Below are 24,172 nucleotides of genomic sequence, written 5' to 3'. Positions count from 1 at the left end.
GCCCGGTCGGGCAAAGCACGCCACATGCAGGTCAAGGGGCCAGAACCGTCCTCAGATTTCGCAGCTGGTCAGATTCAATGCCTTGCGCAAGCCACCAAACGCCTTGAGCCGACAGGGCTCGGTATTGTCGGCGGCCTTTGAACGCTGGACATTGGCAGTTCGCTTGATAACGGCTGCCTTCGGTTTTGGCTTGGGACGTTCGGCGGTCGCGATCTTCTTCGGATGGTTCCGATGACGGGTGATCGCTTCCGGCTCGCGCGAACCGAGATGGATGTCTTCCGGCGGAGCAACGGGCGGTTCGACCAAAGCAGCCTGTGTCGGCATCTCGCTGCTCACAGCGACGACGTCAAGGCGATCGGCCTTCGCCAATGCGTCATGGGCAGCCGGGATGGCTGCGTTTTGCTCGGCAAGCGGCTGGACGATCGCGCGACGCGGTGGAGTTCTCAGCTCCATTGCCGAGAGCATTCCTACGCTCAACAGGATAAGGAGGCCCAACAACGCCATTCTCAGCATAATGCGCCTCTAACCAAGGTTAGTGCCGCTGAAAATTCTCCGCTGCAATAAGGCAACTTGTCGGCGGCTGCCGCCTCACGACGAATCATTTGCGCGACAGGGTTAACGTCGGTGATGCTCCTGCACGTGCCGAAAACGCCGCCGCTCACTAGCCTGTAGGATGGGTAGAGCGTAGCCGGCCGCAAGACCGCGAGACGATGTCCATTGGTGAGATTGCAGCAATCTCTCGTGCCCCGGACGCAGCGCAGCGCGCCGCGTCTTCGCGGCGTGATGCGCTGCAGAGCCGGGGCCCATGTTGCGGCAATGCGCTCTGTGGCTTCTGTTGGGGTGGACGGCCCCCGACGGCATCAGTGTGCCAGAATGAGGTCGGTCTAGAGTCCCGGCTCGGCGGAGCAACGCTTGCGGCGTTGCTGCTTGTCCGGGACACGTGATCATCACCCCAGCCCTGCCGCGCCGCCACCAAGTTCATCTTGCACTGCGGCGGAAAAATATCGCACACTCGCGCTTGCCGGGCATCCAAGCGAGCTCGAACCAAGGAGCGAGCCATGTCCCTCCAGACCGTACCATCCGACAGCACTGAACCCCGCGCCAACCGCCCTGATGACGTCCAGGCGCTCGAGGCCGACGCGCGCATGCGGGACGACATCCGCCTGCTCGGGCGCATCCTCGGCGACACCGTGCGCGACCAGGAGGGCGCCGAATTGTTCGACCTGGTCGAGCGCATCCGGCAGACCTCGATCCGGTTCCACCGCGACGAGGACCGGCTCGCCCGCCGCGAGCTCGAGCAGATCCTCGACAGCATGTCGACCTCCGAGACGGTGCGGATCGTCCGTGCCTTCAGCTATTTCTCGCACCTTGCCAACATCGCCGAGGACCAGAACAACATCCGCCAGATGCGCGCGCGTGCTGCCAAAAGCGGCGGCTCCGGCGTGCTGGCGGACACGCTGGCCCATGCCAAGGCGGCGGGCATTGGTCCCGATCAGCTCCGCAACTTCTTCAAGACCGCGCTGGTCAGCCCGGTGCTGACCGCGCATCCGACCGAAGTCCGCCGCAAGAGCACCATGGACCGCGAGATGGAGGTCGCCGGCCTGCTCGACCGCCGCGAGCGGGTCGCGTTGACCGCGGAGGAAGCGGCCGCCAGCGACGAGCAGCTTCGCCGCGAGGTGCTGACGCTGTGGCAGACCAATCTGTTGCGCCGGACCAAGCTGACCGTGCTCGACGAGGTCGCCAACGGCCTGTCCTTCTACGACTACACCTTCCTGCGCGAGGTGCCGCGGCTTGTAAACGCGCTCGAGGACCGGCTGGAGGAGGACGGCGCACAGGCTGCCGGCGAGCTCGCCTCGTTCCTGCGCATGGGCAGCTGGATCGGCGGCGATCGTGACGGCAACCCCTTCGTCACCGCCGACGTCATGCGCGGCACGCTGCGGCTGCAGTCGAGCCGGGTGATGCAGTTCTATCTGAACGAGCTGCACGTGCTCGGCGCCGAGCTGTCGATCGCGGCTCATCTTGCCGACGTCTCGGAGGAGCTGCGCAACCTGGCGGAGCGCTCGCCGGACACCTCGCCGCACCGAAGCGGCGAGCCTTATCGTCTCGCGGTGTCCGGCATCTATGCCCGGCTCGCCGCAACGGCCGAAATGCTGGAGGTCGAGATCACACGCCGGCCGGTCGGCAAAGCGGCGCCTTACGCCAGCGTCAAGGAGCTGCAGGCCGATCTCGACGTGCTGCACCGCTCGCTGATCTCCAACAACGCCCGCGTCATCGCCCGCGGCCGGCTGCGGCTGCTGCGCCGCGCAGTGGACTGCTTCGGCTTCCATCTCGCCCGGCTCGACATCCGCCAGAACTCGGCCGTGCACGAACGCACCATCGCCGAGCTGATGGACGCCGCCAATCCCGGCATGTCCTATCTCGCGCTCGGCGAGGATGCCCGCATCTCGCTGCTCACCAACGAATTGCGCTCGACGCGCGCGCTGGTCTCGCCCTTCGTCAAATACAGCGACGAGACCATGGGGGAGCTCAACGTCTTCCATGCCGCCGCGGAAGCGCATGCGAAGTTCGGCTCGGACGCCATCCCCCAATGCATCATCTCGATGTGCAAGGGCATGTCGGACATGCTGGAAGTGGCCGTGCTGCTCAAGGAGGTCGGCCTCGTCCATCCTTCCGGCCGCAGCGCCATCAACATCGTCCCGCTGTTCGAGACCATCGAGGATCTGCAGGCCTCATCCGGCATCATGGATCGCATGCTGTCGCTGCACGACTACCGCCGGCTGGTCGACAGCCGTGGCAGCGTGCAGGAGGTCATGCTCGGCTATTCCGACTCGAACAAGGACGGCGGCTTCGTCACCTCGGGCTGGGAGCTCTACAAGGCCGAGATCGGCCTCGTCGAGGTGTTCGAGCGCCACCACGTGCGGCTGCGCCTGTTCCACGGCCGTGGCGGTTCGGTCGGCCGCGGCGGTGGGCCGAGCTATGACGCCATCATCGCGCAGCCCGGCGGCGCCGTGAACGGCCAGATCCGCATCACCGAGCAGGGCGAGATCATCTCGTCGAAATATTCCAACGCCGAGGTCGGCCGCAACAATCTGGAGATCCTCGCCGCCGCGACGCTGGAGGCGAGTCTCCTGCATCCGCGCCAGAGCGCACCGCGCCGCGAATATCTGACCGCGATGGACGAGCTTTCCAATCTCGCCTTCAAGGCCTATCGCGGCCTGGTCTACGAGACCGACGGCTTCGTCGATTATTTCTGGGCTTCCACCGTCATCAACGAGATCGCGACGCTGAACATCGGCAGCCGTCCGGCCTCGCGCAAGAAGACCCGCGCGATCGAAGACCTTCGCGCCATCCCCTGGGTGTTCTCCTGGGCGCAATGCCGCCTGATGCTGCCGGGCTGGTACGGCTTCGGCAGCGCGGTCGAGCAATGGATCGCCGAGCATCCCGACAAGGGCATGCCGTTCCTGAAGGAGCTCTACCAGGAATGGCCGTTCTTCCGCATGCTGCTGTCGAACATGGACATGGTGCTGGCGAAAAGCTCGATCGCGATCGCCTCGCGCTACGCCGAGCTCGTGCCCGACGAAGCCTTGCGCGAGAAGATCTTCGGCCGTATCCGCCGCGAATGGCATTCCTGCATCGAGACGCTGCTCGACATCATGGGCCAGGACCGGCTGCTCCAGGGCAATCCGCTCCTGGAGCGCTCCGTACGCCACCGCTTCCCTTATCTCGACCCGCTCAACCACGTGCAGGTCGAACTCTTGAAAGAGCACCGCGCGCAGAACCCGGACGAGCAGGTGCTGCGCGGAATTCAGCTGACCATCAACGGCATTTCGGCGGGGTTGAGGAATACGGGGTAGGGGACGACGCTGTCGCCAAATCCTCAGCCGTCATGCCCGGGCTTGTCCCGGGCATCCACGTTCTTCGTGCCGCGCGTCAAGGCGTGGATGGCCGGGACAAGCCCGGCCATGACGCGTGGTGATGCAGTGCCCCTCAACAGAAATGCGCGCCCTGCGTTTCCACATAGACCGCATAGAGCGACTGGCTCGCGGTCATGAACAGGCGGTTGCGCTTCTTGCCGCCGAAGCAGACATTGGCGCAGGTCTCGGGCAGCAGGATCTGCCCGATCCGCGCGCCGTCGTTCGGTGCGAACACCTGCACGCCGTCATAGCCCGGGCCGACCCAGCCGGCGCCGACCCAGATATTGCCCTCGGTGTCGACGCGAAGGCCGTCCGGAAAGCCTGACTTGCCGTCGAGCTTCATGTCGATCAGCTTCTTCGGGTTCGACAGCTTTGGGCCGTCGACGTCATAGGACCACACCACGTTCTCCGCTTGCGGGTAATGTGTGATGCCGGTGTCGCAGACATAGAGCTTCCTGTAGTCGTGGCTGAAGGCGATGCCGTTCGGCTTGAACGGTTCGTCGGCGACCTTCGCGACTTGACCGGTCTGGGGGTCGAGACGATAGACCGCTTCCTTCTGGTGGGGCTGGAGCGAGCCCGTCTTGGCGAGCTTGCCTTCGTAGATGCTGATCGCGCCATAGCCGGGATCGGTGAACCAGATCGCCTTGTCGTTGGGATGGACCACCATGTCGTTGGGGCCGTTGAGCGGCTTGCCACCCGCCTGCTCGGCCAGGGTCGTGACCGAGCCGTCGTGCTCGTAGCGCACGAGGCGGGTGCGTTCGGCGCTGAGCTGGCGGCCCTCGGTGTCGAACGAGTTGCCGTTGGATTCGTTCGACGGCTTGTGGAACTGCTCGGAGATATGGCCGTCATCGTCGAGATAGCGAAGCTGGCGGTTGGCGGGGATGTCGCTCCAGACCAGATATTGCCCCTGCGCATTCCACGCCGGCCCTTCCGCCCAGAGGCAGCCGGTGTAGAGCCGCTTGATCGCGGTGTTGCCGACCTTGGCCTTGAAGCGTTTGGGATCGATCACGACGATGTCGGGGTCGGGATAGCGCTGCGGTTCGGCATTGGCGCCGAAGTCGCGGGCATTGGCCTGTGAGGCAAGGATGGTGGACGCCGCGAGAGCCGCGGTGCCTTTGAGGAGAGTGCGGCGTCCAAGGCCGCCGGTCGCAGTGGTGTAGTCGGTGTTGGTCAGTATTCTTGTCATGGTTTCCTCCCAAAGTTTGTTGGGAGGACACCATTCGCCCCCATTCGGGCGTAAAGCGGGGCGATCTCAGGCGGAGACAACCAGAGATCGCAGGGCAGGGATGCCGGAAATGCAGCTAGACCGGATCCCAGGTGAAGATGTCGGCGGAGCGGTCGAGCTTGTAGAACGAACCCTTGAGCGCCGGCATGCCATGTTCCGCGATCGATTGCGGCGTCCAGCCTTCGCTCCGCTGCACCGAGCGGATCGGCCGGTTCTGGCTGAACAGGAAGATCTCGTTCATGCGCACGCCGAAGATCTGGCCGGTGACGTCCTTGGCGGAATCGCCGAGCAGATAGCCGCAGAGCGGGGCGATCTTCTCCGGTCCCATCTGCTTGATCTTCTCGACGCGCGCTTTCTCGGCCTCGGTCTCGGTCGGGATGGTCCCGATCATGCGGGTCCAGGCGAACGGCGAGACGCAGTTGGAGCGCACGTTGAAGCGGCCCATGTCGAGCGCGATCGACTTCGACAGGCCGACGATGCCGAGCTTTGCGGCGGCGTAATTGGCCTGGCCGAAATTGCCGATCAGGCCCGATGTCGAGGTGAAGTGCACGAAGGAGCCCGACTCCTGCTCGCGGAAGACGCGGGCCGCGGCGTGGCTGACGTAGAATGAGCCCATCAGGTGCACCTTGATGACGGCCTCGAACGCTTCCACGCTCATCTTGTGGAAGATCATGTCGCGCAGGATGCCGGCATTGTTGACGACGCCGTCGAGCCGGCCGAAATGGTCGGTCGCGGTCTTCACGATCTTGCTGGCGGGGATCGCTTCCGCCACCGACTCGAAATTGGCAACCGCCGTGCCGCCGCGCTTCTTGATCTCCTCGACCACCTCCTCGGCCGGAGCAGCGTTCGCGCCGGCGCCGTCCGCGGCACTGCCGGGATCGTTGACGACGACCTTGGCGCCCTCTGCCGCGCACAGCAGCGCGATCTCGCGCCCGATGCCGCGGCCTGCGCCGGTGACGATGATGACCTTGTCCTGCAGTGATTTCGACATGTGGGTTCTCCTGTTGGTCCGTCATTCCGGGATGGTGCGACGCACCAGACCCGGAATCTCGAGATTCCGGGTTCGCGCCAAGAGGTGCGCCCCGGAATGACGGTTAGCTACCTCTCGTTCGTAAACACGATCGTGCCACTTGCGGCGAACATGCCGCCGACGCCGTGGCACACCGAAATCTTCGCGTTCGGCACCTGTGCCGGCGCGATGCCGCGCATCTGGCGGACGCTCTCCTGGAGCGCGTACATGCCGTACATGCCCGAATGCATGTAGGACAGGCCGCCGCCATTGGTGTTGAGCGGCAACTTGGCCCCAGGCCGCGTGTTGCCGTCCGCGATGAACCGGCCGGTTTCTTCGTACGGCATGAAGCCGAGATCGCCGAGGCCGAACAGGGGCAGATGCGCGAACGCATCGTAGATCATGAGATGATCGACGTCCTTGTGGGCGATGCCGGCCTCCTTGAACGCCAGCGGCCCTGCAGTCTTGAACGCGCGCGAGGAATTGAAGGTCTCCATCTGGCTGACCATCGGCGTCTCCACGCTCTCGCCGGTACCCCTGATGTAGACGGGCTTGCGCGGAAAGTCCCTGGCGCGGTCCGCCGAGGTCAGGATCAGCGCGCCGCCGCCGTCGGTGACGAGGCAGCACTGGAGCAGCCGGAACGGATAGGCGATCATGCGCGAGTTCAGCACGTCGGCGACCGTGATCGGGTCCTTCATCATCGCGCGCGGATTCTTGGCCGCCCATTCCCGCTGCACCACGGCCACCGAAGCGAGCTGCTCGTGGGTGATGCCATAGGTCTTCATGAAGCGCAGCACGGGGATCGGAAACATGCTGGGCGGACCGTAGACGCCATAGGGCGCCTCGAACTGGCCGTTGAGGCTGTCCGGCGGGGTTGAGCGCGGCAATTTGCCGATCATCGACTTGCCGCTCTCGGCGTGGGTGATCAGCACGGTCTTGCACAGGCCGGCCTCGATCGCCGCGGCGGCATGGCGGACGTGGAGCATGAACGAGCAGCCGCCGACCGAGGTGCCGTCCACCCAGGTCGGCTTGATGCCGAGATAGTGGCAGACCTGCTGCGGCGTCTCGACCGCGGTGGCAAAGCCGTCGATGTCGGACAGCTTCAGCCCGGCATCCGCAATGGCGTTGAGCGCGGCGTCCGCATGGAGCTGGAGCTGCGAGGCGTTGGGGATGATTCCGAGCTCGGTGGTCTCGGCCGCGCCGACGACGGCAACCTGGTTCTTGCGCATGGCTTATCCCTTCGCCGGCCGGAACACGGGGAGGGTGATCTTGTCGTCGAGCTCCTGGAACGCGACCTCGAGCTTCATGTCGAGCTCGAGCGCCTCCGGCGTCTGCGGGCAGTCGATGATGTTGCTCATCATTCGCGGGCCCTCGTCGAGCTCGACCACGGCGATGGCGTAAGGCGGCGTGAAGCCCGGCGCGGCGGGACGATGGTTGATCACGTAGCTGTAGAGAAAGCCCTTGCCGCTCGCCTTGAAGATGCTGACCTTGCGCGAGGCGCAGGAGGGGCAGAACGGGCGCGGCGGGAAGTAGACATGCGCGCAGGCGTCGCAGCGCTGCAGCCGCAGTTCGCCCGCTTTCGTGCCGTCCCAGAAATGCTGGGTCTCCGGCGTCGGTTTCGGTCGCGCGCGCTGCGGTTCGGCCATGTCAGGGGCTCCTCCCAAAAGACAGGCTTCGCGCCCGCCTGATCTTGATGCGACAATCGACTATGGTACGTCAACGGTCCAGCAATACGCATGCATGCCATCATGCGCACAATGCTTGTGTCGAACTGAGCCAGCGCTATAGATTGCGCGCGCCAATATTCCGTGAGACAGACATGCCCGATTTTCCGACACTGGCGAAGCTCGCCGAAGACCTCGAAAGCGGCCGCACCACCTCCCGCAAGCTGGTCGAAGCCTGCATGGCCAGGATCGCCGATCCCGCCGGAGAGGGCCAGCGCACCTTCCTCCATGTCGACAAGGACGCCGCACTCGCGGCGGCCGATGCGATGGACGCCTTGCGCAAGGCCAAGGCGGCGCCGTCGCGCTATGCCGGCATCCCGATCTCGATCAAGGATCTCTTCGACATCAAGGGCCAGGTGACGCGCGCCGGCTCGCGCGCGCTGGACGATTCGCCGCCGGCCGAGCAGGATGCCGCAACGGTGGCGCGGCTGCGCAGGGCGGGGTTCGTCGTGATCGGCCGAACCAACATGACCGAGTTCGCCTATTCCGGCATCGGCATCAATCCGCATTACGGCACCCCGAAGGGCGTCTGGAATCGGAGCGAGGGTCACGTGCCCGGCGGCTCCTCCTCGGGGGCGGCCGTTTCGGTGCTGGACGGCATGGCGCATGGTGCGCTCGGCACCGACACCGGCGGCTCCTGCCGGATTCCGGCCGCCTTCAACGGCATCGTCGGCTACAAGCCGACGCAGCGCCGCGTGCCGCTCGACGGCTCCGTGCCGCTCTCGTTCTCGCTCGACAGCATCGGCCCGCTGGCACGATCGGTCAGCTGCTGTGCCATACTCGATGCCGTGCTCGCGAACGAGCCGATCATCGCATTGAAGCCGCGGCCGATCCAGGGCATGCGGCTCGCGGTGCCCACCACGATCGCGCTCGACGACCTCGACGCAGAAGTGGCCAAGACCTTCGAGCGCGCGTTGAAGACGCTTGCGGATCACGGCGCTATCATCGAGCGTATCGAGATGGCGGAGTTCCACGATGTCGGCCCGATGAATGCCAAGGGCGGTTTTGCGGCCTCTGAAAGCTATGCCTGGCATCGTTATCTCATCACGTCCAAGGGCGACGTCTATGATCCCCGCGTGTCCGTGCGCATCATGCGCGGCGAGGCACAGAGCGCGGCCGACTATATCGATCTCCTCAACGAGCGCCGCTCGCTGATCGCCCGCGTCAATGCGCGCATTGCACCCTATGACGCGCTGGTGTTGCCGACCACCGCCAACACGCCGCCGAAGATCGCCGATCTCGCCGACGACAAGGCCTTCACCACCCAGAACCTGCGCGCGCTACGCAACTGCACCCTGATCAACATGATCGATGGCTGCGCGATCTCGATCCCTGCACATCGTGACGGCGACGTTCCCGTTGGCCTGATGCTGGCGGGGGCGGGCGGATGGGACCGTCGCATTTTCGAGCTTGCTGCCGGCATGGAGGCCGTCATTCGTGTTTGACCTGACTTTCACCGTCGATGCCCAGGACACCACCACGCCGCTGACACTGGCGATCGACCAGATGGTCATCGCCGGCTGGACCGGCCGCGATCCCGTCGCCCGCGACAAGCACATCGCCGAGCTGCAGGAGATGGGCATCGCTCCGCCGGCGTCGACCCCGATCTACTACCGCGCCTCGGCGCGGCGACTGACCCAGGAAGACCGCATCGAATGCACCGGCGGCGATTCCAGTGGCGAGGTCGAGTTCGTGCTGATCGGCTGGCAGGGCCGCATCTTCGTCGGCTGCGGCTCCGACCACACCGACCGCAAGGTCGAGGCCTACAACGTCACGGTGTCCAAGCAGATGTGCGACAAGCCCATCGCCTCCACTTTGTGGGAGCTCGAGGACATCATCGCCCATTGGGACAGGATGATCCTGCGCTCCTACGCCACCATCAAGGGCGAGCGCGTGCTGTACCAGGAAGGCACGCTCGACGCGATGCTGCCGGTCACCGAGCTCATCGCGCGCGGCTTTGACGGCGGCAAGTTCCCCGACGGCTGCGCCATGTTCGGCGGCACCTTCGCCGCCAAGGGCGGCATCCGCCCCGCCGACCGGTTCGACTTCGAGCTGGAGGATCCCGTGCTGAAGCGCACGATCAGGCATGGATACGATGTGCTGACGCTGCCGGTGCGGGGCTAGGTCTACCCCGCCGTCATTGCGAGCGAAGCGAAGCAATCCAGAATCCCTCCGCGGATCCAGTCTGGATTGCTTCGTCGCAAGGGCTCCTCGCAATGACGGGGGAGACGGTCATCGGAAATCGGGTGGCCGTAGCGCTCGCGCTTTGCCACACCCAAATCCGTCATTCCGGGGCGCGCCCACTTGGGCGCGAGCCCGGAATCCATCGTGCGGCATTGTCGGTGGATGAATGGATTCCGGGCTCGCGACTTCGTCGCGCCCCGGAATGACGAACTTGGACAGGATATCGCTATGGCCATTGCCAAACGGGTTGCCGCACCAGACTCTGAGGCCGACCTCCCCGCGCACGTCGACTCCCTCGACTGGTCGCAAATCACCGCCGAGCTCGACTCCCAGGGCGGCGCCGTCCTGAAGAACCTGCTCACGCCCGATCAATGCCCCGACATCGCCGCGCTCTATCCCGATGACGCGCACTTCCGCAGTCGCATCGTCATGGGCCGCCACGGCTTTGGCCGCGGCGAGTACAAGTACTTCTCCTATCCGCTGCCGGACCTGATCGCACAGCTCCGCCCGGCGCTTTATGCGCACCTGCAACCCGTCGCCAATCGCTGGAACGAGGCGATGGGGATCGACATCCGCTATCCCGAAAGCCATGCGGCCTTTCTGAAGCGCTGCTATGAGGCTGGACAGGCGCGGCCGACACCGCTGCTGCTGCAATATGAGGCCGGCGACTACAATTGCCTGCACCAGGACCTCTATGGCGAGTACGTGTTCCCGCTCCAGGTCGCGATCCTGCTCTCCGAGCCGGGCCGCGATTTCACCGGCGGCGAGTTCGTGCTGACCGAGCAGCGCCCGCGCATGCAATCCCGCGCCGAGGTCGTGCCGCTCGCGCAGGGCGATGCGGTCGCCTTCGCTGTGCATCACCGCCCGGTGCAGGGGACACGCGGCACCTACCGCGTTAATCTGCGCCATGGCGTCAGCCGGATCAGGTCCGGCCGGCGCCACACCCTGGGCGTGATCTTTCATGATGCCAAATGAGCGCTGCGATTGACGGGTGATCTGTTCGACAGTGTTGCCGAAGCACAGCCGTCGCGCGAGGAGATCGCCGACGGCGCCGTGCTGCTGCGCGGCTTCGTCAAGCCGATCGAGAGCGAGCTGATCGAGGCGGTGCGCGCCATCGTGGCACAATCTCCGTTCCGGCGGATGACCACGCCCGGCGGGCATCTGATGTCGGTGGCGATGACCAATTGCGGCGAGCGCGGCTGGATCACCGATCACACCGGCTATCGCTACGATCCGATCGATCCGCGCACCGGCGCGCCGTGGCCGGCGATGCCGCCTGTGTTCCGCGATCTCGCCCGCCGCGCTGCGGAGCAGGACGGTTTCGCCGGCTTCGCGCCCGATGCTTGCCTCGTCAACCGCTACGAGCCCGGCACCCGATTGTCGCTGCACCAGGACAAGGACGAACTGGACTATTCGGCGCCGATCGTCTCGGTCTCGCTCGGCCTGCCCGCGACCTTCCTGTTCGGCGGCATGGCGCGCGGCGACAAGCCGCGCCGCTTCCGGCTTGTCCATGGCGATGTCGTGGTCTGGGGCGGGCCGAGCAGGCTCGCCTATCACGGCGTGGCGCCGCTCGCCGATGGCGAGCATTCGCTGCTCGGACGGCGGCGCATCAACCTGACCTTTCGCAAGGTGCTCTGAGGCATTCCCAAGAGGCATCGCCGTCGTCTAAGCTGCTGCGAGGGGGCGGCGACATGACTACTGCACAGGTCTCGACTGGCGCGAGCACGAGCGCATCGCGCACGGGGCTCTATCTGGCCGTTCTGCAACTCGTGTTCACGCTGGGCTGGACGACCTATGTCGTCTACCTGCCGAAGCTCGCAGCGGATGTCGGCCTTGCGCCGGCGGCCGTGATCCTCATCCTGATGCTGGACCAGGCGATCTTCACCATCGCCGATACCGCGATGGGGATCGCGGCAGACAAGCTCGGACCCGTCGTCGGGCGGCTCGGCCTGTTCGTCGGCGTGCTGGCGGCGATCTCCTGCGCCGCCTTCGTTGCGCTGCCTTTCGTGGCCGGCATCGGCGCGGGCGCGCAGGTATGGTTGATCGCGCTGATCGTGGTCTGGTCGATCACGTCATCGGCCCTGCGCGCGCCGCCGCTGACCTTGCTCGGCAAGTACCGCGCCATGCCGCAGGTGCCGTTCCTCGCGGCGGTGGCCATGTTGGGCTATGGCGTCGCCGGCGCCGTCTCGCCCTATCTCGGCGTAGTGCTGCGCGAGCACGATGCGCGGCTGCCATTCGTGATATCGAGCGCGGTCCTGCTGCTGACGGCGCTGGGGCTGTCACGGATCGAGTACGACGTGGCGCGCGACACCGTGCGGCTGGCGCCGGCCGAGGCGGCCAAGCCGCTGGGCCTCGTCCCGATCGCCTTCATCGTCGCGATGGTGGCGCTGGCGCTCGGCTATCAGCTGCACTTTTCCATGAACAGCGCGCCGTTCTATCTGCGATTCGCCAAGCCGGATGATCTGCAATGGCTGATGCCGGTGTTCTGGATCGGTTTCAACATTGCGATGTTTCCGGCGAGCCTGGTCGTCAAGCACCGGGGCGGCCTGATCGTGCTGGGTGCCGCCGGCCTGTTCGGTGCGGTGGCCATTGCCGCCGCCGAATTTGCCGGCAGCCTCAATACGCTGATCGTCGCCCAGTTCCTCGCCGGAGCCGCGTGGGGCTGCATGCTGATGAGCGCAGTCTCGGCCGCGCTTGCGATCGGCTCGACCGGCGCGGAGGGAAAGGTCACGGGCCTCGTGTTCTCGGCGCTCGCGCTCGGCACCTTCGCGCGCATGGCGGCGGTCGCGGGCGGCCTGCAGAAGATGCCGGAATACGCGCCGCTGCTGCATTGGGCGCCGGTCGCCTGCTGGTCGGTCGCAGGCGCGGGCCTGCTGGTGATTGCGGCCGCGCGGCTCCAGGGCGGTGTTCAGCTCAAGGCTTCGGCGGGTGGATGAAGGCCCAGGGGCTCACTTCCGAATCCCTGGTCACCTCGACCGAGATCAGATACGGCCCGCCATGGGCCAATGCCTTCTCCAGCACGGCCCTGAACTGATCCGGCGCGGTGACGCGCGCGGCCGCCACGCCAAAGGACTCCGCGAGCTTGACGAAATCCGGATTGACGAGGTCCGATGCCACCACGCGGCCGTCGAAGCGTTCGCGCTGGTCGCGGCGGACGTTGCCATAGGCGTTGTTGTTGAACACCAGCGTCACCACGCCGATGTTGAACTGCACGGCGGTCGAAAGCTCCTGCACGCCGAACATGAAACCGCCGTCGCCGGTGATGGCGACCACCGGCTTGTCGGGGTTGGCGACCTTCGCCCCAAGCGCGGTCGGAAAGCCCGAGCCGAGCGTGCCCTGGTAGCCCGAGGTGATGAAGGTGCGTGGCTGGTAGACCGGGAAGCCGTACCAGGAAGCGAAGCCGACCTGCGACAATTCATCTGTGACGATCGCGTTCGCCGGCAGCACCTCGCGCAGGATGTCGAGATAGGCCATCTGCGGCTGGATGCGCTGGATCTCGGTCTGCGCGGTCGCGGTCGCCTCGCGGATCGCCTCCCGCCGGCCACGGGTGCGCGCATAGCCGGCTTTCTTCACGGCCGCGACGAGATCGGCCGTACCGGCCCTGGCGTCGGCGACGATGGCCGCATCGGAGGTGATCCGGTGCATCTCGACCGGGTCGATATCGATCCGAATGGATTTCAGCCCACTCGGTTGATAAGGCCAGCGAAAGCCCGAGGCCGGCAGCTCAGCGCGGGTGCCGATTGCAATCATCAGATCGGTTGTCGGCCAAAGCTTGTAGGCGGCGGCCATGGTCAGGCCGAGTTCGTGCGCGTTGGAGACGATGCCGCGGCCGCTGCGGAAGGCGACCACGGGCGCATCGATCATCCCGGCGAGTTCGAGGATCTCCTCGCCCGCCTCGATCGCGCCGCTGCCGACGAAGATCATCGGCGCCTTGCTGGTCTTGATGAGCGCGGCTGCCTGCCTGACCAGGTCGGGATCGGGCCGCGGCGCGGGCAGCGGCTCCAGCACTTGAGCAGCCGCCGTATCCGCGCGCTGGGTGAAGACGTCCCAGGGCATTTCCACCGAGGCGGGGCCGCGCCGCCCCGACATCATCTCCTGGAACGCGCGCGCCACGACCGTCGGTGCGTTGCCGGGATATTCGATCCGGTCGGCCCATTTCACATAGGTGCGCAAGGTCGCGAGCTGATCCGGCATCTCGTGCAGATGACCGCGGCCCTTGCCGAGGAACTGCGTCGGCACCTGGCCGGTGACGCACAGCACCGGCTCGTTGCAGCCGAACGCCGTGAGCAGTGCCGCGCTGGCATTGAGCACGCCGGGGCCGGGCACGACGCTGAACACGCCGGGCCTGCCGCTGGACCGCGCATAGCCGAATGCCATGTAGCCGCAGGCCTGCTCGTGCCGCGCGCCGATCACCTTGAGCTGGGCCTGGTGGAAGGCGTCGAACAGGCCGTAGACCTGCGCGCCGGGCAGGCCGAATACTGTGTCGACGCCATGGGCGACCAGGCCGCTTACGATCGCTTCGCCGCCGGTGAGGGTGGTCATCTGGTTATTCCACTTCGATGATTGTTCAGGCTTCGTCGACGACGCCGTTGCGCAAGTGGCCGATACCCTCGGCCTCGACCTCGACAACGTCGCCGGGCTTCAGGTACCTTGGCGGATCGAACCGTGCGCCCGCGCCGGTCGGCGTGCCCGTGACGATGATATCGCCGGGCACGAGGGTTGCGAAGGTCGAGATATAGTTCACGAGATAGCGGAACGGAAACATCAACCGGCTGGTGCGATCGTCCTGCCTGAGTTCGCCGTTGACATGCGTGGTGAGACGAATGTCCGCAATCTGCGATTCCGATGTGTAGGGCACGAGCCACGGGCCGAGGCTGCCGCTGGAGTCGAAGTTCTTGCCCTGGGTGACGTTGAACTTGGCGTGGCGCAGCCAGTCGCGCACCGAGCCCTCGTTACAGAGCGTCAGCGCGGCGATGTGATCGAGCGCGGCGCTCTCCGGAATGTGCCGGCCTTGCTTGCCGATCACCAGCACGATCTCGCCCTCATAGTCGAGCTGCGCGGACGCGCGCGGCCGCACCAGCGGCGTGTCGTGCCCGACGAAGGAGCGCGGCGAGCGCATGAACATGCTCGGATATTTCGGCGCGTCCTGGCCGTCTCTGTACTCGGCGTTGCGGTCGGGATAGTTGACGCCGATGCAGATGATTTTCTCCGGCGCGGGCACCGGCGGCAGCCAGCTGATCTCGCTGAGCGCGTGATCGGGTGCGCGGCCGGCAGCCTCTTCGGCGAGGTTCAAGAGCTTGCCTGCTGCGATCACCTCGCGCAGCGTCGGATGTTCTTTTGCGTAGCGCGCGGAGAGATCAACGATGCCGCCGTCAAGGACGGCGCCGTAGCGGGTGTCACCTTTGACGGAATAGGTGGCGAGGCGAGGGAGTTTCATAGGCAATCTATCTCTCTTGTCGTCCCGGCGAACGCCGGGACCCATACCGCGTGATCTATCGATAGCGCGCGATGGCAATCCCGAACGACCAAACTTCGCCAAACTCCTCCCTGTGGTTATGGGTCCCTGCTTTCGCAGGGACGACGGGGAGAGAGGCTGAGCCTGTCACCGGCATCAGTCCGCCACCAGCACGTCGGCCACGAATTTCGGCTCGCGCACGGCCTGGCCCGAAAACGGCGAGCCCTGCTCGAACCAGGAGCGCGGCGCGGGTGCGCCCCACAGCGTCTGGCGGCGCGGATCGCGCAGCGACCAGCGCAGCGGCTCGTGGTCGTGATCCCCCGTGAAGTAGTCGCTGGTGTAGAGCTCGAGGCGGTGTCCGTCGGGATCGCGCACATAGAGGAAGAACGCGTTCGAGATGCCGTGGCGTCCCGGTCCGCGCTCGATGTTCTTCACGAAACCTTGCGAAGCCATGACATCGCAGAGATGGATGATGTTCATCGCCGTCGGCGTCCAATAGGCGAAATGGTGCAGGCGCGGACCCTTGCCGTTGGTAATGGCGAAATCATGGACGTTGCCCTTGCGATGCATCCAGGCCGCGGCGATGCGCCCGTTCGGGCCGTCCTCCTCGGCATATTCAGTGAGGCGGAAGCCGAGCCGGGCGTAGAATTCCATCGTGTCCTGCACTTCGGCAGCGAAGACGTTGAAATGATCGAGCCGCTGCGGATGGCACCCCCTGTAGAGGTCGTAGCGGCGCAGCATATGAGGCCGCCGGTCCATCGAGGCGTAGAGCTCGATCTGGAAGCCGAAGGGATCGGTGAACTGCAATGTGCGGGCCTGGAACGGCTGATCGACGAAGGCGTAGGCCAGGCCGTTCTCCGAGAGAAACGCGGCGGCCTTGTCGAGATCCCCGTCGTTGCCGACCTTGAAGCCGAGCCGCGCGCAGGCCGGCGCTGCCGCCTTGCGCAGCACCAGCGAGTGATGCTGGTGCTCCTCGGCCGCGCGCAGGTAAACGACATCGTCGTCGGCATCCTCGGCATGTAGGCCGACGATGGTCTCGTAGAACTCCCGGCTCAGCTTCAGGTCGGTGACGTCGAGCACGACGTGGCTGGAGCGGATGATGTTGAACGGCGGCTCGAAGACGTGTTGCGGTACGGGCATTGGCGTTTCCCCTCGTTAGGCCCCGTCATCCGGGGCGGTCCGCAGGACCGAACTATGGTGCGCAATTGCGCACTTGAGAATCTCGAGGTTCCGGGTCCGATGCTTCGCATCGTCCCGGAACGACGGCGGTTCTACGTTCCCAATCTCTGAATCTTGTGCGTGCCCCGCGCCAGCGAGACGTGCTTGGTTTCCATGTAGAAGTCGAACGAGTAATCGCCGCCGTCGCGGCCGATGCCCGAGGCCTTCATGCCGCCGAACGGCGTCGGCAGATGGCGGACGTTCTCCGAGTTCAGCCAGATCATGCCGGCCTCCAGCGCATCGGCCACGCGCAGCGCCCGGCCCATGTCGTTGGTCCAGACATAGCCGGTGAGGCCATAGCGGATGTCGTTGGCGATCTCGATCGCGTCCGTCTCGCCCTTGAACGGCAGCACGGTGAGGAACGGCCCGAACACCTCCTCCTGCGCCACGCGCATCTTGCCGTGCGCGCCGGTCACCAGCGTCGGCTCGACGTAATGTCCGCCGCCGGGGCCGTCATAGGCCTTGCCGCCGACAGCGATCGTCGCGCCGTCCTGGCGCGCGACGTCGAAATAGGAGCAGACTTTTGCGAGGTGCCGCTCGTGGATCAGCGGCCCGATCTCGGTGGCGGGATCAAGGGGATGGCCGACCTTCAACGCCTTCACGCGCGCCGTCAGCTTCTCGACGAACTTTTCCGCGATGCTCTGCTGGATCAGCAGGCGGCTCGACGACGTGCAGCGCTCGCCGTTGAGCGAGTAGATCATGAACACGACGGCATCGAGCGCGCGGTCGAGATCGGCATCGTCGAACACGATGACGGGGTTCTTGCCGCCGAGCTCGAAATGCACGCGCTTCAGGGTAGGCGCACCCTGCATCATGATGGCCGAGCCCGTCGCGCTCTCGCCGACGAAGCCGATCGCCTTGATGGCGGGATGCTCGGTCAACGCCTTGCCGGCCTCTTCACCGAAGCCGTGCACGGTGTTGAGCACGCCGTCGGGCACGCCGGCTTCCTTCACGAGCTTCGCCAGGATGGAAGCCGTCACCGGCGACCATTCGGCCGGCTTGTGCACGACGGTGCAGCCCGCAGCGAGGGCAGGGGCGATCTTCCAGGTCGAGAGCATGAACGGCGTGTTCCACGGCGTGATCACGCCGACGGGGCCGATCGGCACGCGGGTGGAGACGTTCCAGTGCTCGTCGCTCGGCGTGTTGAGGCCGTCGCGCGCCTCCGCGCATTTGTCGGCGAAGAAGCGGAAATTCTCGGCGGCGCGGACCGCGGCCTTGGCCATGAAACGATAGGCCTGGCCGGTGTCGATGCATTCGAGCACCGCGATGTCCTCGGCATTGTCTTCGATCGCATCGGCCACCCGATGCAGCAGCTTGCGCCGCATCGCCGGTCCCATGTCGCGCCAGGACTTGAACGCAAGCGCAGCCGCGGTTGCCGCAGCGTCGATGTCCTCCGCATTGCCGCGGGCAACGCTTGCGAGCACGGCGCCATCGACCGGCGATTTCGTCTCGAACGTTTCGCCCGAGATCGAGGCGACGACCTTGCCGTCGATCATGTGGCCGATGCCGTTGGCCCGCAACGTCTTCAAGAGCGGTGCGACGCGGTCGCGATTGGCCTGGAACACATCGGCTTTCGGCGTGGGCTTATCCATGGGCGGCCTCCGCTTTCAGGGCGTCGTGGATGTTGTTGCGCTTCCAGCTGGTGTCCTTGTCGTTGATCTGCATGTCGAACGACAGGGCGAACCTGCTGGCGGCAAAGACGGGATCGAGATGTCTTGAGAGCGCCTGGAAGATTTGCTCGCCGGCCTTCTGGCGCGTTTCGAGATCGCGGCCCTCGCCAATGCGCAGCACCATGTCGAGAAAGCCGTAATCCTGGCGGGCGTCCGCGATCGCATAATGCTCGCACCTGACGGCGCGAACGCGGATGCCGCCGAGCGGGAAGATGCCGGTCTCGCTGGCTGCCTTGCGCACGACCTCACACACCGTGCCGATGTCGAGACGGCCGTCGAGATTGGCCGAATATTCGATCGTGAAGTGCGGCATCGCCGTTTCACTCCCTGTCTTGTTGTTCGCCTTAAGCGAAGTAGCAACTCACCGAGCCGTAGGCGCCATAATCGGCCTGAATTGTGTCGCCCTTGCGGGTCTCGATCGGACGGATAAAGGATCCCGCGAGCACGACCTGGCCGGTCTCCAGCGCAAGGCCGAGCGGCGCGATCTTGTTGGCGAGCCAGGCCACGGCCGTGGCGGGATGATTGAGCACGCCGGCGGCAAGGCCCGTCTCTTCCAGCTGGCCGTTCTTGAAGCACAGCGCACCGATCCAGCGCAGATCCGCGTCAAGCGGACGGATCGGCCGTCCTCCGAGCACGATGCCGGCATTCGCCGCATTGTCGGCGATGGTGTCGAAAATCTTCCGCGTCGCTTTCGTGGTCGGATCGACGCGTTCGATCCGCGTGTCCAGGATCTCCAGCGCCGGCACGACGAAATCGGTGGCGTTGAGGACATCGAACATCGTGCAATCGGGCCCAGAGAGCCGTTTGCTCATGACGAAGGCCAGCTCGGCCTCGACGCGCGTCGCGATGAAGCGCTCGGTCGGAACGATCCCGCCATCGGCGAAGAACATGTCGTCGAGCAGCACGCCGGAATCGGGCTCGTCGATATTGAGCGCGCTCTGCATCGCCTTCGAGGTGAGGCCGATCTTGTGGCCCTTGACGATGCGCCCTTCGGCGATCTTGACCTCGACCCAGGCCTTCTGAATCGCGTAGGCATCGGCGATGGTGATCTCGGGAAAATCCAGCGACAGCTGCCGGATCTGCGTGCGGGTCTTCTCCGCCTGGTGCAGACGCCTCGCGCAAGCTCGGATATCGTCGTCGGAAAGCGCCATCTCTAGTCTGACAAATCGCGGTGCCCGGAGATACTTAACATGTTAAATGAATGCGTCAAACACAATTCGGGCTTGCTGCACTGCAAACATTCTGCGGATTGAAGGGATGTCATGACGAAGAAATCCGCCGATCCCGCCAACGGAGGCGCGCCTGCCGCAGGACCTGCCGCAAGACAGGTGCCGATGCGCGACTTCTCGCGCTCGCTGCCGATGTCGCTGCTGCGGGCCCGCGAGGCGGTGATGCGGCAGTTTCGTCCCTCACTGCGCGAGCACGGCTTGACCGAGCAGCAATGGCGCATCCTGCGGGCGCTCGCTTCCATCGAGGCGGTCGAGGTCACGGAACTCGCGCGCACGGCGTTCCTGCTGGGGCCGAGTCTGTCGCGCATCCTGCGCGATCTCGAAGCGCGCAATCTGATCGAGCGCAAGACCGCCAAGGCGGATCAACGCCGCAGCGTGGTCTCGATCTCGAAGGACGGCGTGAAGCTGATGGCCTCGGTTGCGCCGACGTCGGAAGCGATCTACGCGGAGATCACGCGCCGCTTTGGCGCACGCAAGCTTGCCGAATTGCAGGAGATGCTCGGCGAGCTCGAACGGAGTCTCGCCGGGCTCGGCGCCAGCGAGGAAGCAAGTCCCGAGGAGTGAGAGCAGATATGCGCTCCCATGCGGCAGCGGCCATGGACATGGTCGCGTTTTTTCGCTCAAGTGCCGCCCAAGCTGATCGCTGCAAAGTCGGCGCCGGGGAGACAGACAGGCCGTCATGGTCACCATTCAGGTCCAGAAGCTGATCGACTTCGTCACCGAAGTCTTCGCGCATGCGCAGTCCTCGCCGGAGGAGGCCAAGCGTATCGCCACCTATCTGACCACCGCGAACCTGACCGGCCATGACAGCCACGGCGTGATCCGCGTTCCCGTCTATATCCGCTGGCAGAAGACCGGATCGGTCGTCCCAAATCAGAACGCGGAGGTCGTGCTCGACACGCCTTCGCTTGCGGTGATCGACGGCAAGTTCGGCTACGGCCAGACCGTGACGCCGCAGGCGGTCCAGATCGGCATCGAGAAGTGCAGGAAGGCCGGGCTCGCCGCGGTCGCGCTGCGCAACGCCGGCCATATCGGCCGTGTCGGCGACTGGGCCGAGATGGCCGCGGCCGAAGGTCTCGTCTCCGTGCATTTCGTCAATGCCGCAGGCTCGCTGCTGGTCGCCCCGTTCGGCGGCGTCGAGAAGCGGCTGTCGACTGCGCCGTATTGCGTCGGCATCCCGCGTGAGGGCCAGGACCCGATCGTGCTGGATTTTGCGACTTCGGTCGTCGCCGAGGGCAAGGTGCTGGTCGCGAGCCGCGGCGGCAAGAAGCTGCCGAAGGGCGCACTGGTCGATTCCGACGGCACCTTGAGCGAGGATCCGGCCGTGCTCTACGGACCCTACACGCCGGACGGGCCGCGCGATCACACCAAGGGAACGGGCGCAATCCGTGCCTTCGGCGAGCACAAGGGATCGGGCCTCGCCTTCATGTGCGAGCTCCTGGGCGGCGCGCTCACCGGAACCGGCGCCACCTCGGGCGGGCGGCGCTTTGCCAACGGCATGCTGGCGTTCTATGTCGATCCGAAAGTCGTCGACACCTCCAGCCTTTTCGACGCCGAAGTGTCGCGCTATGTCGATTTCATCCGCGCCACCAAGCCGATGGCCGGGGTCGATCAGGTGCTGATTCCGGGCGATCCGGAGCGAAAGACCCGCGCTGAGCGGACCCGGAACGGCATCCCCTTGCCGGATGACACCTGGGCGGCAATAGTGAACACCGCCCGCGAGGTCGGCGTCAGCGAAGTCAGCATCCAGAGGGCGACGGCTTAGACGTGTTTCGTCATTGCGAGGCGCGCCAGTGACGGAGCAATCCAGAGTGTCATGGCGGAGAAATTCTGGACTGCTTCGCGGCGCCCCCGTCATCGGGCCGCGTTTCGCGCGGGCCCGGTGGCCTGCAACGACAGTGAGTGAGATCAACCAAAGAAGGAAGGCAACGTGGCGAATAAAGTCAAAGAGATCTGGAAGTCGGGCAAGGCGGTCGTCAACGCGTGGCTTGCCATACCCTCCGGCTTCTCGGCCGAGATGATCGCGCAATGCGGCTTCGACAGCGTCACCGTCGACATGCAGCATGGCGTCCAGGATTATCTGTCGATGGTGCAGTGCTTCCAGGCCATGGACAAGCATCCGATCACGCCGATGGTCCGCGTGCCCTGGAACGAGCCCGGCATCATCGGCAAGGTGCTCGATGGCGGCGCCTATGGCGTGATCTGCCCGATGGTCAACACGCCGCAGGAAGCCCGGAACCTCGTCTCCTACTCCAAATATCCGCCGAAGGGCGTCCGCTCCAACGGCCCAATCCGCGCCGGCATGTACGGCACCGCCGGCTCCTACCAGAAGACGGCCAACGACGAGATCGTGCTGCTGCCGATGATGGAGACCAGGACCGCAGTCGAGAACATGGAAGCGATCCTCGACGTCGAGGGCATCGACGGCGTCTATATCGGCCCGTCCGATCTCGGCTTCTCCTACGGCCTCGAGCCCAAGCTCGACCGCAGCGAGCCCGAGATTCTCGCGATCTATGAGAAGATCATCAAGGAGTGCGGCAAGCGCGGTCTGAACCCGGGCATCCACTGCAGCGGTGCGGAGGGCGCGGCGCGCGCCATCAACATGGGCTTCAAGCTGGTGACGCTCTCCAACGAGGTCGGCTTGATGACGACCTACGCCAAGATGCAGGTGAACGCCACGCGCAAGGATTCAGGCGGCAAGGCCTGAGGTCTCTCGCGAATGGCGAATGGGGAGTAGCGAATAGGGCTACTCCCTTTTTCCATTCGCTACCCACCATTCGCTACTCGCCTCCGAAGGAGACTCCCATGACCATCAGCCCCGTCATCCGCCTGCATCCCGATGATGGCGTGGTCATCGCCCGCGCGAGCCTGCCGCCGGGCACCGTGGTGGCTGACGGCGTGACCACGGTCGATCGCATTCCCTCCGGCCACAAGGTCGCAATCAAGCCGATCGCGGTAGGAGAGCCGATCAAGCGCTACGGCCAGATCATCGGCTTTGCCACGGTGCCGATCGCACCGGGCCAGCACGTGCACACCCAGAACTGCGGCATGGGCGATTTCGCCAAGGACTATGCCTATTGCGCCGACGTCAAGCCGACGCCGAATTTCGACCTGCCGGCGACCTTCGAAGGCATCCGTCGTCCGGACGGCCGCGTCGCCACGCGCAACTATATCGGCATCCTCACCTCGGTGAATTGCAGCGCGCATGTGGCGAGCCTCGTCGCCGACGTCTTCAAGAAGAATCCCTTCACCGGCGACAATCCGCTGGCCGATTTCCCCAACGTCGACGGCGTGGTCGCACTGACTCACAAGACCGGCTGCGGCATGACGCAGAACGAGCCGCTGGCGTTGCTCCGCCGTACCCTTGGCGGCTATGCGCGGCACGTCAATTTCTCCCATGTCATCGTGCTCGGCCTCGGCTGCGAGGTGAACCAGATCGGCGGCCTGATGGAAGAGCAGAAGCTCGCCGGTCGCCTCCGCGCGATGGACATCCAGGAGGTCGGCGGCACCCGCAAGACGGTGGAGGCGGGCATCGCCTTCGTGCGCGAGGCGCTGGCTGACGCCGACAAGGTCAGGCGGGAAACGGTGCCGGCCAGCGAGCTCACCGTGGCCCTGCAATGCGGCGGCTCGGACGGCTATTCCGGCGTATCCGCCAATCCCGCGCTCGGCGCGGCCAGCGACCTCGTCGTGCGCCATGGCGGCACCGTGATCCTGTCGGAGACGCCGGAGACCTACGGCGCCGAGCACCTGCTCACGCGCCGCGCCGTCAGCCGCGAGGTCGGCGAGAAGCTGGTCGATCTCATGCGCTGGTGGGACGAGTACACGACGCGCGAAGGCGCCGAGATGAACGCCAATCCCAGTCCCGGCAACAAGGCCGGCGGTCTCACTACCATCCTGGAAAAGTCGCTCGGCGCGATGGCCAAGGCCGGCACCACCAACCTCGTCGAGGTTCTGCGCTATGCCGAGCCCGTCACCAAGAAGGGGTTCGTGTTCATGGACACGCCCGGCTACGACCCCGTGGCCGCGACTGGGCAGGTCGCCGGCGGCGCCAATCTGGTCTGCTTCACCACGGGCCGCGGCAGCGTGTTCGGCTGCAAGCCGGCACCCTCGATCAAGCTCGCCACCAACACGCCGATGTACAAGCGCATGGAAGAGGACATGGATGTCAATTGCGGCACGATCCTCGAAGGCGAGGAGAGCGTCGCGCAGTGCGGCCAGCGCATCTTCGATCTGATCCTGAAGACGGCTTCGGGAAAGCCCACCAAGAGCGAGAGTTTCGATTTCGGCGGCGCCGAGTTCGCGCCCTGGGTGCTCGGCGCGACGATGTAGTCGCACCGGGACCGCGGTGTAATCGCAACGCAGTCGCAATTGAGATAATTGATGACAGCGACGCGTGTAGTTGCAACCGGTGCAACGATCCCTCGCTAAGTATTGGTACGGAGGCGCCGATATCGCCTGCCGGTTCCCGAACTTACATCTGGTTAACACTGTTGCCGTAGACAGGAGGTGATGCGGCTCCACATCGTGGTGGGGCCGGCCGGCTT

Annotated in this window: 21 protein-coding genes; 10 read left to right on the top strand and 11 right to left on the bottom strand. The window is 65.3% G+C overall.

Features of this window, described 5'->3' with window-relative positions:
- Window positions 1–51: 51 nt before the first annotated feature.
- Entirely contained in the window at window positions 52–513 is a 462-nt protein-coding gene (locus IVB23_RS08820) for a hypothetical protein (RefSeq protein ID WP_247803246.1), read from the bottom strand.
- A gap of 545 nt (window positions 514–1,058) precedes the next feature.
- On the opposite strand from IVB23_RS08820, the gene ppc reads away from it, so the two are divergent.
- Window positions 1,059–3,854, top strand: coding sequence for a phosphoenolpyruvate carboxylase (gene ppc / locus IVB23_RS08815; RefSeq protein WP_197967121.1), 2,796 nt, complete (start codon window positions 1,059–1,061; stop codon window positions 3,852–3,854).
- A gap of 133 nt (window positions 3,855–3,987) precedes the next feature.
- Here ppc and IVB23_RS08810 read toward each other — a convergent pair whose 3' ends face one another.
- The 4 genes from IVB23_RS08810 to IVB23_RS08795 form a co-directional block, all read right to left on the bottom strand.
- The gene (locus IVB23_RS08810; RefSeq protein WP_197967122.1) at window positions 3,988–5,100 is read right to left on the bottom strand and encodes an SMP-30/gluconolactonase/LRE family protein; all 1,113 of its coding nucleotides are present in this window, start codon (window positions 5,098–5,100) and stop codon (window positions 3,988–3,990) included.
- A gap of 115 nt (window positions 5,101–5,215) precedes the next feature.
- On the bottom strand, window positions 5,216–6,130 hold the full coding sequence (locus tag IVB23_RS08805; RefSeq protein WP_061878117.1) for an SDR family oxidoreductase: 915 nt from the start codon (window positions 6,128–6,130) through the stop codon (window positions 5,216–5,218).
- A 107-nt stretch (window positions 6,131–6,237) separates the two neighbouring features.
- Window positions 6,238–7,377: a thiolase gene (locus tag IVB23_RS08800; protein ID WP_247803245.1), complete on the bottom strand. Its 1,140-nt coding sequence runs from the start codon at window positions 7,375–7,377 to the stop codon at window positions 6,238–6,240.
- 3 nt (window positions 7,378–7,380) lie between these two features.
- Window positions 7,381–7,794 carry a Zn-ribbon domain-containing OB-fold protein gene (locus IVB23_RS08795; protein WP_027558650.1) on the bottom strand — a complete coding sequence of 138 codons (414 nt, stop codon included), beginning with the start codon at window positions 7,792–7,794 and terminating at the stop codon, window positions 7,381–7,383.
- Between the two features lie 173 nt (window positions 7,795–7,967).
- On the opposite strand from IVB23_RS08795, the gene IVB23_RS08790 reads away from it, so the two are divergent.
- From IVB23_RS08790 to IVB23_RS08770, 5 genes are all read left to right on the top strand, one after another.
- Entirely contained in the window at window positions 7,968–9,317 is a 1,350-nt protein-coding gene (locus tag IVB23_RS08790) for an amidase (protein WP_247803244.1), read from the top strand.
- Window positions 9,310–9,996, top strand: a complete 687-nt coding sequence (locus IVB23_RS08785) for a DUF2848 domain-containing protein (RefSeq protein WP_061878114.1) — start codon at window positions 9,310–9,312, stop codon at window positions 9,994–9,996. Before IVB23_RS08790 ends, IVB23_RS08785 begins: the two co-directional genes overlap by 8 nt.
- A gap of 288 nt (window positions 9,997–10,284) precedes the next feature.
- Window positions 10,285–11,031: a 2OG-Fe(II) oxygenase gene (locus IVB23_RS08780; RefSeq protein ID WP_247803243.1), complete on the top strand. Its 747-nt coding sequence runs from the start codon at window positions 10,285–10,287 to the stop codon at window positions 11,029–11,031.
- Window positions 11,032–11,040: 9 nt separating this feature from the next.
- A complete protein-coding gene (alkB, locus tag IVB23_RS08775) occupies window positions 11,041–11,694 on the top strand; it encodes a DNA oxidative demethylase AlkB (protein WP_247803242.1) in 654 nt (217 codons plus the stop codon).
- A 53-nt stretch (window positions 11,695–11,747) separates the two neighbouring features.
- Window positions 11,748–12,992 carry an MFS transporter gene (locus IVB23_RS08770; protein ID WP_247803241.1) on the top strand — a complete coding sequence of 415 codons (1,245 nt, stop codon included), beginning with the start codon at window positions 11,748–11,750 and terminating at the stop codon, window positions 12,990–12,992.
- Here IVB23_RS08770 and IVB23_RS08765 read toward each other — a convergent pair.
- The 6 genes from IVB23_RS08765 to hpaH form a co-directional block, all read right to left on the bottom strand.
- Entirely contained in the window at window positions 12,970–14,598 is a 1,629-nt protein-coding gene (locus IVB23_RS08765; protein ID WP_247803240.1) for a thiamine pyrophosphate-dependent enzyme, read from the bottom strand. The two genes, IVB23_RS08770 and IVB23_RS08765, sit on opposite strands and share 23 nt — an antisense overlap.
- Window positions 14,599–14,623: 25 nt before the next feature.
- Entirely contained in the window at window positions 14,624–15,493 is an 870-nt protein-coding gene (locus tag IVB23_RS08760) for a fumarylacetoacetate hydrolase family protein (RefSeq protein ID WP_247803239.1), read from the bottom strand.
- A 174-nt stretch (window positions 15,494–15,667) separates the two neighbouring features.
- A complete protein-coding gene (hpaD, locus tag IVB23_RS08755; protein ID WP_197967133.1) occupies window positions 15,668–16,651 on the bottom strand; it encodes a 3,4-dihydroxyphenylacetate 2,3-dioxygenase in 984 nt (327 codons plus the stop codon).
- Window positions 16,652–16,782: 131 nt separating this feature from the next.
- Window positions 16,783–18,321 carry a 5-carboxymethyl-2-hydroxymuconate semialdehyde dehydrogenase gene (gene hpaE, locus IVB23_RS08750; protein ID WP_061878107.1) on the bottom strand — a complete coding sequence of 513 codons (1,539 nt, stop codon included), beginning with the start codon at window positions 18,319–18,321 and terminating at the stop codon, window positions 16,783–16,785.
- Complete coding sequence (locus IVB23_RS08745; protein ID WP_061878106.1) at window positions 18,314–18,712, bottom strand: 5-carboxymethyl-2-hydroxymuconate Delta-isomerase; 399 nt, start codon at window positions 18,710–18,712, stop codon at window positions 18,314–18,316. Before IVB23_RS08745 ends, hpaE begins: the two co-directional genes overlap by 8 nt.
- Before the next feature lie 31 nt (window positions 18,713–18,743).
- Window positions 18,744–19,550 carry a 2-oxo-hept-4-ene-1,7-dioate hydratase gene (gene hpaH, locus IVB23_RS08740; RefSeq protein WP_247803238.1) on the bottom strand — a complete coding sequence of 269 codons (807 nt, stop codon included), beginning with the start codon at window positions 19,548–19,550 and terminating at the stop codon, window positions 18,744–18,746.
- 111 nt (window positions 19,551–19,661) lie between these two features.
- Between hpaH and hpaR the strand changes: the two genes are divergently transcribed.
- The 4 genes from hpaR to IVB23_RS08720 all read left to right on the top strand — a co-directional run bounded on the left by hpaR (window position 19,662) and on the right by IVB23_RS08720 (window position 23,957).
- Window positions 19,662–20,192 carry a homoprotocatechuate degradation operon regulator HpaR gene (gene hpaR, locus IVB23_RS08735; protein WP_061878104.1) on the top strand — a complete coding sequence of 177 codons (531 nt, stop codon included), beginning with the start codon at window positions 19,662–19,664 and terminating at the stop codon, window positions 20,190–20,192.
- Between the two features lie 115 nt (window positions 20,193–20,307).
- Window positions 20,308–21,393: a malate/lactate/ureidoglycolate dehydrogenase gene (locus IVB23_RS08730; protein WP_247803237.1), complete on the top strand. Its 1,086-nt coding sequence runs from the start codon at window positions 20,308–20,310 to the stop codon at window positions 21,391–21,393.
- A 165-nt stretch (window positions 21,394–21,558) separates the two neighbouring features.
- Window positions 21,559–22,335 (top strand): aldolase/citrate lyase family protein, encoded by a 777-nt coding sequence (locus tag IVB23_RS08725; protein WP_061020197.1) that lies wholly within the window; start codon window positions 21,559–21,561, stop codon window positions 22,333–22,335.
- A gap of 98 nt (window positions 22,336–22,433) precedes the next feature.
- Window positions 22,434–23,957 carry an altronate dehydratase family protein gene (locus IVB23_RS08720; protein WP_061878102.1) on the top strand — a complete coding sequence of 508 codons (1,524 nt, stop codon included), beginning with the start codon at window positions 22,434–22,436 and terminating at the stop codon, window positions 23,955–23,957.
- The last annotated feature ends 215 nt before the right edge of the window (window positions 23,958–24,172 follow it).

Origin of the sequence: Bradyrhizobium sp. 191 (assembly GCF_023100985.1) — a bacterium.
GTDB lineage: Bacteria > Pseudomonadota > Alphaproteobacteria > Rhizobiales > Xanthobacteraceae > Bradyrhizobium > Bradyrhizobium diversitatis.
This window is presented reverse-complemented; position numbering and strand designations above follow the sequence as displayed.

Excerpts from the sequence above, each read along its gene's own strand:
- IVB23_RS08820 (WP_247803246.1), bottom strand. The coding sequence starts at position 513 with ATGCTGAGAATGGCGTTGTTGGGCCTCCTTATCCTGTTGAGCGTAGGA.
- ppc (WP_197967121.1), top strand. The coding sequence starts at position 1,059 with ATGTCCCTCCAGACCGTACCATCCGACAGCACTGAACCCCGCGCCAAC.
- IVB23_RS08810 (WP_197967122.1), bottom strand. The coding sequence starts at position 5,100 with ATGACAAGAATACTGACCAACACCGACTACACCACTGCGACCGGCGGC.
- IVB23_RS08805 (WP_061878117.1), bottom strand. The coding sequence starts at position 6,130 with ATGTCGAAATCACTGCAGGACAAGGTCATCATCGTCACCGGCGCAGGC.
- IVB23_RS08800 (WP_247803245.1), bottom strand. The coding sequence starts at position 7,377 with ATGCGCAAGAACCAGGTTGCCGTCGTCGGCGCGGCCGAGACCACCGAG.
- IVB23_RS08795 (WP_027558650.1), bottom strand. The coding sequence starts at position 7,794 with ATGGCCGAACCGCAGCGCGCGCGACCGAAACCGACGCCGGAGACCCAG.
- IVB23_RS08790 (WP_247803244.1), top strand. The coding sequence starts at position 7,968 with ATGCCCGATTTTCCGACACTGGCGAAGCTCGCCGAAGACCTCGAAAGC.
- IVB23_RS08780 (WP_247803243.1), top strand. The coding sequence starts at position 10,285 with ATGGCCATTGCCAAACGGGTTGCCGCACCAGACTCTGAGGCCGACCTC.
- IVB23_RS08770 (WP_247803241.1), top strand. The coding sequence starts at position 11,748 with ATGACTACTGCACAGGTCTCGACTGGCGCGAGCACGAGCGCATCGCGC.
- IVB23_RS08765 (WP_247803240.1), bottom strand. The coding sequence starts at position 14,598 with ATGACCACCCTCACCGGCGGCGAAGCGATCGTAAGCGGCCTGGTCGCC.
- IVB23_RS08760 (WP_247803239.1), bottom strand. The coding sequence starts at position 15,493 with ATGAAACTCCCTCGCCTCGCCACCTATTCCGTCAAAGGTGACACCCGC.
- hpaD (WP_197967133.1), bottom strand. The coding sequence starts at position 16,651 with ATGCCCGTACCGCAACACGTCTTCGAGCCGCCGTTCAACATCATCCGC.
- hpaE (WP_061878107.1), bottom strand. The coding sequence starts at position 18,321 with ATGGATAAGCCCACGCCGAAAGCCGATGTGTTCCAGGCCAATCGCGAC.
- IVB23_RS08745 (WP_061878106.1), bottom strand. The coding sequence starts at position 18,712 with ATGCCGCACTTCACGATCGAATATTCGGCCAATCTCGACGGCCGTCTC.
- hpaH (WP_247803238.1), bottom strand. The coding sequence starts at position 19,550 with ATGGCGCTTTCCGACGACGATATCCGAGCTTGCGCGAGGCGTCTGCAC.
- hpaR (WP_061878104.1), top strand. The coding sequence starts at position 19,662 with ATGACGAAGAAATCCGCCGATCCCGCCAACGGAGGCGCGCCTGCCGCA.
- IVB23_RS08730 (WP_247803237.1), top strand. The coding sequence starts at position 20,308 with ATGGTCACCATTCAGGTCCAGAAGCTGATCGACTTCGTCACCGAAGTC.
- IVB23_RS08720 (WP_061878102.1), top strand. The coding sequence starts at position 22,434 with ATGACCATCAGCCCCGTCATCCGCCTGCATCCCGATGATGGCGTGGTC.